Consider the following 10,119-nt stretch of genomic DNA (forward strand, 5'->3'; position numbering starts at 1 on the left):
ATCAGCCCTCCACCACTTCGAGGCCCATCGAGCGGGCGGAACCAGCGATCATGCTCGCGGCCGCCTCGACGTCGTGGGCATTCAGGTCCTTCATCTTCTTCTCGGCGATGTCACGAATCTGGGTCTTCGTGATCTTGCCGGCGAAAGCGCCCTTGCCGGTGGTCTGCGAGCCCTTGTCGATGCCAGCGGCCTTCTTCAGGAAGTAGCTGACCGGCGGGGTCTTCGTGACGAAGGTGAAGGTACGGTCGCCGTAGGCGGTGATGACCACCGGGATCGGCATGCCGACTTCCAGGTCCTGCGTCTTGGCGTTGAACGCCTTGCAGAACTCCATGATGTTCAGGCCGCGCTGACCGAGCGCCGGGCCGATGGGCGGCGACGGATTCGCCTTGCCGGCCGGAACCTGCAGCTTGATGAAGCCGACGATTTTCTTTGCCATGTCACAACCTCCAGATACGACGCCTCGATACGCTGACGGGCGTCGCGGGGCTTTGCGGTGCGGCTATGGCGGGCCTTCCGCAGCAGAAAGGAGCACGTGACTGTTCATCACGTGCCCCGGGAAAACTCTAAACTCAGACCTTCTCGACCTGGGTGTATTCCAGCTCGACCGGTGTGGAGCGGCCAAAGATGGACACCGCCACCTTGAGGCGGGCCTTCTCCTCGTCGACTTCCTCGACGGTGCCGTTGAAGGAGGTGAAGGGGCCGTCGCTCACGCGAACCTGCTCGCCCACCTCGAAGGTGATCGAGGGCTTGGGGCGCTCAAAGCCTTCCTGCACCTGATGGATGATCCGCTCGGCTTCGCGCTGGCTGATCGGCTGCGGCTTGCCGCCGCCGCCCAGGAAGCCGGTGACCTTCGGCGTGTTCTTCACGAGATGCCAGGACTCGTCCGTCAAATCCATCTTGATGAGGACGTAGCCGGGGAAGAACTTCCGCTCGGTGTTGATCTTGGAACCCCGGCGCACCTCGACCACTTCCTCGGTCGGCACCAGGATTTCTTCGAACTTGTCTTCCAGACCTTTCTGAGCCGCCTTCTCGCGGATGGCCTGGGAAACCTTCTTCTCGAAGCCCGAATAGACGTGAACGACGTACCAGCGCGCGGCCATGGCGATCAGGCTCCCAGCCCAAGGATCATACGGACGGCGAAGGCCAGCACCTGATCCACGACGAGGAAGAACAGCGAAGCCAGCACGACCATGACGAACACCATGGCGGTCGTCACGCCGGTTTCCTTGCGGGTCGGCCAGGTGACCTTGGCCACCTCGCGGCGGACGTCGCGCGCGAATTCTGCGGGGTTCACTTTAGCCATCGTAGACCGTGCGGGCTCCGGTGCGACGTGTAGGGCGCGGTCAGCGACCCGTTCTTGTTCGGTACGGCGTGGCAGGAGTGGAGGGGCTCGAACCCCCAGCCCCCGGTTTTGGAGACCGGTGCTCTACCAATTGAGCTACACTCCTATCGCCGCAGGCTCTACCCCCGGCGGGGAGCGGAGCTTATAGCGCATAGCCGCGTGGCTTGCTAGCCTTTTTATCGGCCGACACGCCGAAATCGACAAGGATCAATCCCGCCGCCGAGCCAAGGAGGAACGGCGGCGGGATCGACTCCTTTAACTTACTTGATGATCGAGGCGACGACGCCGGCGCCGACGGTCCGGCCACCCTCGCGGATGGCGAAGCGCAGACCCTCGTCCATGGCGATCGGAGCGATCAGCTCGACTTCCATGGAGATGTTGTCGCCCGGCATCACCATCTCGGTGCCTTCCGGCAGCTTCACCATGCCCGTCACGTCGGTCGTGCGGAAATAGAACTGCGGACGGTAGTTGGTGAAGAACGGCGTGTGACGGCCACCCTCTTCCTTCGTCAGGATGTAGGCCTCGGCCTTGAAGGTGGTGTGCGGCGTGATGCTGCCCGGCTTGGCCAGAACCTGGCCGCGCTCGACGTCCTCACGCTTCGTGCCGCGCAGGAGCGCGCCGATGTTGTCGCCAGCCTCACCCGAGTCGAGCAGCTTGCGGAACATCTCCACGCCGGTCACGGTGGTCTTGACCGTGGTCTTCAGACCGACGATCTCGACTTCCTCGCCGACCTTGACGATGCCGCGCTCGACGCGGCCGGTCACCACCGTGCCGCGGCCCGAGATCGAGAACACGTCCTCGATCGGCATCAGGAACGGACGGTCCTTCGGACGCTCCGGCTGCGGGATGTACTGGTCGACCTCGGCCATCAGCTTGAGGATCGCGTCACGGCCGATCTCCGGCGAACGGTCCTCCAGCGCGCACAGCGCCGAGCCCTTGACGATCGGAATGTCGTCGCCCGGGAACTGGTAGGAGGACAGCAGCTCGCGCACCTCCATCTCGACCAGCTCGAGCAGCTCCGGATCGTCGACCATGTCGACCTTGTTCATGAACACCACCAGCGCCGGCACGCCGACCTGGCGGGCCAGCAGGATGTGCTCGCGGGTCTGCGGCATCGGGCCGTCGGCGGCCGACACGACCAGGATCGCGCCGTCCATCTGCGCGGCGCCCGTGATCATGTTCTTCACGTAGTCGGCGTGGCCCGGGCAATCGACGTGGGCGTAGTGGCGGTTGGTCGTCTCGTACTCGACGTGGGCGGTCGAGATCGTGATGCCACGGGCCTTCTCTTCCGGCGCCTTGTCGATCTGGTCGTAGGCGGTGAAGGTCGCGCCGCCGCTCTCGGCCAGCACCTTCGTGATCGCCGCCGTCAGCGACGTCTTGCCGTGGTCGACGTGGCCGATCGTGCCAATGTTGCAGTGCGGCTTGTTCCGCTCAAACTTTGCCTTCGCCATCGCTTTGGTCTTTCGTTCCCGACGTTCCGGACGCACACAATGGCCCGGCCGAGACCGACATTTCCCTTAGCGCGGGGGGATTGGAGCGGGTGAGGGGAATCGAACCCCCGTCGTAAGCTTGGAAGGCTTCTGCTCTACCATTGAGCTACACCCGCCTGCCACGCCCCGCCCGGCGCTATCGACCGGGAACTGCGATCACGGACAAGCCGTGGAATGTAGTGGTGGAAGGGGCTGGATTCGAACCAGCGTACGCGTACGCGGGCAGATTTACAGTCTGCTGCCTTTAACCACTCGGCCACCCTTCCTCAGGCCCGCTGCGAGACATGCCCGCCGCGGAGTTCGGCACTATGAGAATTTTTCAGGCCTTGTCAACACGTCTGAAGCAGTCCAAACCAGAAAACTGTGAATAACCGCGGCGGGCTTAGGCCTGCCCCCTTCAGCCGGACACCATGACCCGTTCGAAGAAGCCATCCGCGCCCCACGGCCAGCCCCCTGCCCCGGCCAAGAACCACTCCCCATCCCACCGCGAGTCGCGCGGCGACCGCCCTCTCCCGGGCGCGGCGCGCAGGGCGTCCTGCTCTACGGCCTGCATCCGGTGTCGGCGGCGTGGCTGAACCCGGAGCGGCGCATCCACCGCCTGATCGCGACGGAGGCGGGCCGCGCCGCGCTGGAGCCTGTGCTGGCCCAGGCCAAGGCCCGCGGGCTCCAGCGCCCCAGCCTGATGCCGGCCGACCGCAACGACCTGGACCGCATGCTGCCGCCGGGCGCCGTGCACCAGGGCGTGGCGGTGGACGTCGTCCCCCTGGACGAGATCGGGATCGAGGACCTCTGCGTGGAGGCCGATCGGACCCGTCGGCGCTCGTCGTCGTCCTCGACCAGGTGACCGACCCGCACAATGTCGGCGCGATCCTGCGCTCCGCCTCGGCCTTCGGGGCCAAAGCGGTGGTGGTGACGGAGCGCAACGCACCGGAGACCACCGGCGTTCTCGCCAAGAGCGCTTCGGGAGCGCTGGAGTCGGTGCCGCTGGTGCGCGTGACCAACCTCGCCCGCGCGCTCGCCGATCTCCAGCAGGCCGGCTTCTGGACCGTCGGCCTTGCCGAGTCGGGGAAGAGCACGCTCGCCCAGTGCAACCTGACGGGCCGCACCGCGCTGGTTCTGGGGGCCGAGGGGGCCGGACTGCGCCGCCTGACCATGGAGCGCTGCGACATCGTCGCGCGCCTGCCGACCCAAGGACCGGTGGGCAGCCTGAACGTCTCCAACGCCGCCGCCGTCGCGCTCTACGAGGTCGCCCGGCTGCGCTGACGCGGCGCCGAACGCGCCGCACAGGTGAGGCTTGCTGCGGACCGCGGAGGACGCTAGTGTAAGCGCCCGCCGCGGTCTGGCCAGGCGGCACGCCGGTTTAGCTCAGTTGGTAGAGCAGCGGTTTTGTAAACCGAAGGTCGCGGGTTCGAGCCCTGCAACCGGCACCACCTTTTCCTCTCGCCAGACCGACGCCCGGCCCCACCCCATGACGCCCGCCCCCGATGGCCGCTCCCTGATCCCGACCGGTTCCGGCGTCATCGACGCGGAGCACGGCGCCATCCTCGACCTCCTGTCGACGATGACCGCGGGCGGTACTGTCGGACTGGTGGAATTGACCGCGCTCCGGCGCGAAGTGGCTGAGCATTTCGCCACGGAAACGGCGGAGATGGCCGTCCTGGCCGCGGACCGGCGGGAGCGGCACGAGCATGCCCACCGCGGCTATCTCGCCAACATCGATGCGCTGATCGAGGCCGCGCAGCGTGGCGATCCGGTGACCAGCGACGATGCGAATCGACTGATGCTGTGGTTCATCGTCCATTCCAACACCGCCGACACGGAGTTGGTGGAGGCCGCCCGGCGCGCCGGCGACGAGTCGCCGATGATCACTATGGACGATTGGCTCGACGGCCTGGACGAGGCCGACCGGGACGCCCTGCGCTCCTGAGGCGGCCGCGCCGCCCTCTCCGGGGAACCGCGTCTCCGGGCTCCGGTTGGAGGAGGGACAATCCCTTCCCGCAACCGACCCAGGTTCCTTCATGGACACATCCGACACACCCAACGCCGGGCGCAGCGCCTGCGCGACGCCATCGACAAGGGCTTGACCGGCGACAAGATCCCCGCCGCCGACCCCGCTGCGGCGCCGCTGGGCACCGACGACGAGGCCGCGGGCACCCGCCCGCCCCCGCCGCCAGCGCTCACGATCCAGCCCCTCCCGAAGCGCGCGCGCCATCGGGCCACTCCAAGGGCGCCGACGCCTTCCGCAAGGGCGATCTTCCCTTCGGCAAAGGCACCCGCGACGACGGGTGACCGCCGCCGCCGGAAAAATCTGTGCGAAAAAAAATGTCCCTCTTCCCGTCGGGAAGAGGGACATCGTCATGGCGTCGAATGGTGACGGGGCGCATACCCCAGTTTTCCGAAACGAATGGGCCGTCTGATGGACCGTCTGGCGAGTGTTCGGAACCGGTCGCCGATCAGAAGTAGCGCTCCGGCACGCGCAGCACGTCGTCGGGCATCACCGGCGTGGTGATCGGAGCCCGGCGCAGCTCCTTCTTGGGATCGGCCCCGCGGGTGATCAGGACATAGTCCTCCTTGGCGCGGTAGGTGTAGCCGCCGGCCATCGCCACCGCGGACAGGGCGGTCATGCCGTTGACATACTGGTACTGACCGGGGTTGCGAACCTCGCCCAGAATAAAGAAGGGCCGGTGGTTCAGCACCTCGACGCTGACCTTGGCGTCGCGGACGTAGCCCTGCGACAGGCGCTTGGAAATGTCCGACTCCAGCTCGCGCGGGGTGTGGCCGCGGGCTGTCACCTCGCCGATCAGCGGCATGGCGACCTTGCCCGAACCGTCGACGCGGAACTCGCCGGACAGCTGCTCCTCGCCAAAGACGATGACGCGAAGCGCGTCGCCGGCCCCCAGGCGGTAATCCGTCATCTGGGCGACGCCCGGCGGTTCGAGAGGGGCGTCCTGGCCACCGGCGCAGCCGACCATCGCGGCGGCGACCACGGTCATTCCGAGCGCGCGGAACACGTTACGTCGATTCATCCCATACCCTTCCATGGCTCGTGAGGACATCGGGCCCAGCCATCCGCGGTCGGAGCGGCCGAACCCTGAGCGGTCACGGAGGGAGACTAGCAACTCGCACGCGCTTGGGAAAAAGTGGAGAGGAAGTAACGCCAACGGAGGAAAAGGATTCGCGTCACCGTATAGGCGGAAATGCAAAAGGGGCGCCCATCGGCAGATGGACGCCCCTTCCGTATTCCTCGATACAATCTGATTACATCTGAGCGCCGACGCGCAGATAAACCAGATTGTCGGAGTAATCGAAGCCACTGAGGTTCGAGTTACGCTTTTCGTAAGTATAACCGCCATTCACGAAGATATAGCGGCTGAGCTGATAGCTGGCGCCGGCCCCCAACGTGTAGACGTCGTCGGTGCGGTCCACGCCGTTGAAGTCGTCCTGACGCCACTGGACGCGGGCGTTCAGCAGCAAGGTGCGCAGAAGCTCGTGATCCACGCCGACAGCAGCGACGGTGCGGTTGTAGCTCGACGCGATCTGGCTGCCGCGGGCATAGGTCGATTCCCGGACCTGACGGCTGAGCGAGCCGGTGACCGAGGTGAGCTGGGTCACCGACCAGTTCAGGCGGCCGCCCACGGCCAGACCACCGAAGTCCTTCAGCGTCGGATCGTCGTAGGTCCGGCTCAGATAGCCGGCATAGATCTCGCCGTTGATCAGGCCGGTCAGGTCGGTGGACAGGCCGCCGACGACCTCGTAGCCCTCCGAGTCGCGGTTGACGCCGCCGAAGTCCTGGCTCAGCCGGTAATTAGTCCAGTTGTAGGAGCCCTGAACGAAGGCCTCGTAGCCCTGGATGAACTCGTAGCCGACGCGGGCGGTGCCGGTGTAGCTCCAGCGGTCGCGGTCCTCCTGCGACTCCGTCTGCCCATTGCTCAGCTCGGCGTCCTGGTAGGAGGTGTACTGGGCGCCGCCGGTCAGGCGGACACGGACGCGGTTGAAGCGCTGGTTGAACGAAGCCTCGCCGCCGTGGGTGAAGTAGTTCACCGGCTCCGCGAAGCGCGGCACCACGGTGCCGGTGGCCAGCGACACGTCGAAGTTCGGGTCGGACCGCCCCTCATGGTCGCGGCGGCTGAACAGCAGGCCGCTGACCGACGAGTCGCGGGTGATGTCGTAGCGGCCGTCCACCTGCGCCCGGTAATCGGCGTAGTTCTCCGACGAATAGTCGAAGAAGCGCCCGATGTTGCCGGAGGCCGAGAAGTTCAGGGCGTGGTTGTTGAAATCCGAACGCACGTCGACGCGCGGCTGGGTGACCCAGATGAAGTCGTCGCGGGTGTCGTTCTCGGTCGCGAAGACGTTGCTTTCATAGGTCAGGCCGGTCTCGATGCGCGGCAGGATAAGGAACGATCCGGCGCGGATGCCGAGCTGTTCGACCTCCGGACGGCGGCGCTCCAGCACGGATTCACCGGGCTGCAGTTCCTGGGCGCTCACCGGCGTGGCCGCGGGCAGCGCCGTCAGCACGGTGGACGCGAGCGCGAGGGCGAGGAAGGACAGGGAGCTGGGCTTCATGGGTCACCGCGCAAGGCTGAAATCAGTGGCTCGTATCGGGCGGCCGAATGGCCTTGGAATGTGCAATCGCCGCTCCGGCAGAAGCGGACAGTCGCTGCAAAGACAACTCATGGCGTGATGTCCGTGCAACAGTGAAGCCGTTCAGCCGTGGTTTTTGCCCGCGCCTGTGTTGTTGGCGCAACAAGACTTGCGTCAGACGGGCGCACTATTGCCATACGCCCGCGTCATTAGAGCTAAGGTCATAGGACCAAGAGACCTCACGTGCTGGCGTCCTTGGGAACCAGCAATCGGCGGCATCCGTTCACCCAAGGCGGACCAGAGCCTCCAACCGGAACCATGAGGAAACACCAAGCATGACCAGACCGCTGACCACTCCCCCGCCGCCCAAGTCGCCCCGCCACCCTGGCGACGATGTCGTAATGCCGCCCTACACACCCGGGAGTGTCCCGCCGCCGGACGGCGACCTTCCGAAGTCCGACCGCGAAAGGACTCCGCCGCCGAACACCTATCCACCGAAACAAAACCCATAATCGAAATATGGGCTGCCGTCTGGTATGACCAAAACACACCCGCATATGCAGATTGCATCCCAGTCCCCCAGGAAAGATTCTTGAAAGGTGCGGCTCATCTTCGTTCGCGAGTGCTTTGCATTGTAAATAGTAGACGGTCCTAGACTGTGGCCCTATGCCGCAGCAGCGAGCGTTGCCTATTGCGACTTCCATCCCTAGGCTTCAATGCGAAGCCTGCTGCATTTGGCGCACGCCCTGGAGCATTCCCCGGGACCGGCGCCGAACCTGTCGCACGGTGTTTCGCCGACACCCGCCGCAACCGGAAACGGTCCGGCTCCGCAACGCTCGTGTGCGCCCATGGATCACATCGCCCATCTTCCGACCGACGATTACCTGTTGACCGGGCAGGTGCACTATCGCCTTCGCCGGGCTCATCAGCGCGCGTCCTCCATCTTCATGGACATGATCGGCGACTCCCAGCTCACCCCCACCCAATGGGGCGCCCTGGTCACCCTGCGGACCGAGGGGTCGCTGTCGCAGAACCAGCTCGGCCGGCTGACCTTCATGGACCCGGCGACCACCCAGGGCGTGATCCTGCGCCTCGTGGAGCGCCAGCTGGTGGAACGCCAGCCGGACCCGCAGGACCGGCGACGCACCAGCGTCAGCCTGACCCGAACCGGCCAATCGCTGGTCAACGCCCTGCTTGGAAACGCCACCCAGGCGCATCACCGCACGCTGGACCCGCTGACCCCGGAGGAGCAGGCGACCTTCCTCATGCTCCTCTCCCGCCTGATGTGAGCCCGGCAGTTCCGGCACCGGCCCGCGGAAAACAGGCTTGGTGCGGCGCAACGGAACGGTGACTTTTGCCGTGGGTTTGCTATGAACGCAGACATTGCGTTCAGGCTGCCGCTCCATGCGTTCACGCAGCCGTCCACCGCGCCGGGATACCGCCGACCATGAACCGCCGCCATTTCCTGCTTGCGCCGGGCGCTGCCGCCCTCGCCGCCGCCTTCTGGATCGCCGCGCCGATGCCCGCCGCCCAGGCGCAATCCGCCCCGGCCCAATCAGGCGGCCAGCCGATTCGCGTCGGCGAGATCAACAGCTACACTGGCCTTCCGGCCTTCACGATCCCCTACCGCCAGGGGTGGCAACTCGCGGTGGAGGAGGTGAACGCGGCGGGCGGCCTGCTCGGCGGGCGCAAGCTGGAGGTCGTCTCCCGCGACGACGCCGGCAAGCCGGACGACGCCGTGCGCGTCGCGCAGGAACTGCTGTCGAACGAGAAGGTCGAACTGCTGGCCGGCACCTACTTCTCCCACGTCGGGCTGGCCGTGGCGGACTTCGCCGCGCGCAACAAGATGCCCTTCGTCGCGGCGGAGCCGCTGACCGACGCCATTACCTGGACCAAGGGCAACCGCTACACCTTCCGCCTGCGCCCCAGCACCTACATGCAGGCGGCCATGCTGGTGGAGGAGGCGGCGAAGCTGCCGGCCAAGCGCTGGGCCACCGTCGCCCCCAACTACGAGTACGGCCAGTCGGCGGTGCAGTGGTTCCGCCAGCTCCTGTCGGAGAAGCGGCCGGACGTCGAGTTCGTCGCCGAGCAGTGGCCGGCCCAGGGCAAGCTGGAAGCCGGACCGACCGTGCAGGCGCTGGCCGCGGCGAAGCCCGACGCCATCTTCAACGTCACCTTCGGCGCCGATCTCGCCAAGTTCGTGCGCGAGGGCGAGGGTCGCGGCCTGTTCCGCAACCGCACCGTCGTCAGCCTGCTGACCGGCGAGCCGGAATATCTCGACCCGATGAAGGACGAGGCGCCGGAGGGCTGGATCGTCACCGGTTACCCGCAGGAGCAGATCGACACACCGGAGCACAAGACCTTCCGCGAAGCCTATGTGAAACGGTTCAACGAGCCGCCGCGCCAGGGCTCGGTCGTCGGCTACGCCACCTTCAAGGCCATCGCCGCTGCCGTGGAGAAGGCCGGCTCCACCGATCCGGAGAAGCTCGTGGACGCGCTGTCCGGCCTAGCCCTGTCCAGCCCCTTCGGCCCGATCACCTTCCGCGCGCTCGACCATCAAGCGACGATGGGCGCCTATGTCGGCAAGACCACGGTGAAAGGCGGCCAGGGCGTGATGACCGGCTGGCGCTACGCCGACGGCGCGGACTATCTGCCATCCGACGAGGCCGTCCGCAAGACGCGTCCGGAGTAAGGGGCGGAGCGCTT

Annotated in this window: 11 protein-coding genes and 4 tRNA genes; 6 read left to right on the forward strand and 9 right to left on the reverse strand. The window is 66.3% G+C overall.

All coding sequences use genetic code 11. The annotated features are described in order from the left end of the window. Position 1 precedes the first annotated feature (1 nt). From rplK to ACWPXE_RS17320, 7 genes are all read right to left on the reverse strand, one after another. Positions 2 to 436, reverse strand: coding sequence for a 50S ribosomal protein L11 (gene rplK, locus ACWPXE_RS17290; protein ID WP_014241051.1), 435 nt, complete (start codon positions 434 to 436; stop codon positions 2 to 4). Positions 437 to 569: 133 nt separating this feature from the next. Beyond that, on the reverse strand, positions 570 to 1,100 hold the full coding sequence (nusG, locus tag ACWPXE_RS17295) for a transcription termination/antitermination protein NusG (RefSeq protein ID WP_014241052.1): 531 nt from the start codon (positions 1,098 to 1,100) through the stop codon (positions 570 to 572). A gap of 5 nt (positions 1,101 to 1,105) precedes the next feature. After that, the gene (gene secE, locus ACWPXE_RS17300; protein WP_035675069.1) at positions 1,106 to 1,303 is read right to left on the reverse strand and encodes a preprotein translocase subunit SecE; all 198 of its coding nucleotides are present in this window, start codon (positions 1,301 to 1,303) and stop codon (positions 1,106 to 1,108) included. A gap of 69 nt (positions 1,304 to 1,372) precedes the next feature. Beyond that, positions 1,373 to 1,448 (reverse strand) — tRNA-Trp (locus ACWPXE_RS17305). A gap of 154 nt (positions 1,449 to 1,602) precedes the next feature. After that, complete coding sequence (gene tuf, locus ACWPXE_RS17310) at positions 1,603 to 2,793, reverse strand: elongation factor Tu (RefSeq protein WP_014241041.1); 1,191 nt, start codon at positions 2,791 to 2,793, stop codon at positions 1,603 to 1,605. Positions 2,794 to 2,874: 81 nt separating this feature from the next. Beyond that, positions 2,875 to 2,948 (reverse strand) — tRNA-Gly (locus ACWPXE_RS17315). Positions 2,949 to 3,012: 64 nt separating this feature from the next. Then, positions 3,013 to 3,098, reverse strand: a tRNA-Tyr gene (locus ACWPXE_RS17320). Positions 3,099 to 3,388: 290 nt separating this feature from the next. On the opposite strand from ACWPXE_RS17320, the gene ACWPXE_RS17325 reads away from it, so the two are divergent. The 4 genes from ACWPXE_RS17325 (at position 3,389) to ACWPXE_RS17340 (ending at position 4,759) form a co-directional block, all read left to right on the forward strand. Further along, the gene (locus ACWPXE_RS17325; RefSeq protein WP_454018760.1) at positions 3,389 to 3,676 is read left to right on the forward strand and encodes a hypothetical protein; all 288 of its coding nucleotides are present in this window, start codon (positions 3,389 to 3,391) and stop codon (positions 3,674 to 3,676) included. Beyond that, on the forward strand, positions 3,673 to 4,095 hold the full coding sequence (locus tag ACWPXE_RS17330) for a 23S rRNA (guanosine(2251)-2'-O)-methyltransferase RlmB (RefSeq protein ID WP_454018761.1): 423 nt from the start codon (positions 3,673 to 3,675) through the stop codon (positions 4,093 to 4,095). Before ACWPXE_RS17325 ends, ACWPXE_RS17330 begins: the two co-directional genes overlap by 4 nt. A 91-nt stretch (positions 4,096 to 4,186) precedes the next feature. Further along, a tRNA-Thr gene (locus tag ACWPXE_RS17335) sits at positions 4,187 to 4,262 on the forward strand. Positions 4,263 to 4,300: 38 nt separating this feature from the next. Then, entirely contained in the window at positions 4,301 to 4,759 is a 459-nt protein-coding gene (locus tag ACWPXE_RS17340; RefSeq protein WP_454018762.1) for a hemerythrin family protein, read from the forward strand. Between the two features lie 526 nt (positions 4,760 to 5,285). Here ACWPXE_RS17340 and ACWPXE_RS17345 read toward each other — a convergent pair. Further along, a complete protein-coding gene (locus ACWPXE_RS17345; protein ID WP_237903159.1) occupies positions 5,286 to 5,858 on the reverse strand; it encodes a polysaccharide biosynthesis/export family protein in 573 nt (190 codons plus the stop codon). 232 nt (positions 5,859 to 6,090) lie between these two features. After that, entirely contained in the window at positions 6,091 to 7,395 is a 1,305-nt protein-coding gene (locus ACWPXE_RS17350) for an outer membrane beta-barrel protein (RefSeq protein ID WP_145626917.1), read from the reverse strand. 866 nt (positions 7,396 to 8,261) lie between these two features. On the opposite strand from ACWPXE_RS17350, the gene ACWPXE_RS17355 reads away from it, so the two are divergent. Together ACWPXE_RS17355 and ACWPXE_RS17360 are read left to right on the forward strand one after the other, a co-directional pair. After that, positions 8,262 to 8,702, forward strand: coding sequence for a MarR family winged helix-turn-helix transcriptional regulator (locus ACWPXE_RS17355; protein WP_454018763.1), 441 nt, complete (start codon positions 8,262 to 8,264; stop codon positions 8,700 to 8,702). A gap of 158 nt (positions 8,703 to 8,860) precedes the next feature. Further along, a complete protein-coding gene (locus tag ACWPXE_RS17360; RefSeq protein ID WP_454018764.1) occupies positions 8,861 to 10,105 on the forward strand; it encodes an ABC transporter substrate-binding protein in 1,245 nt (414 codons plus the stop codon). The last annotated feature ends 14 nt before the right edge of the window (positions 10,106 to 10,119 follow it).

The sequence above is a fragment of the Azospirillum sp. Marseille-Q6669 genome (genome assembly GCF_965111635.1).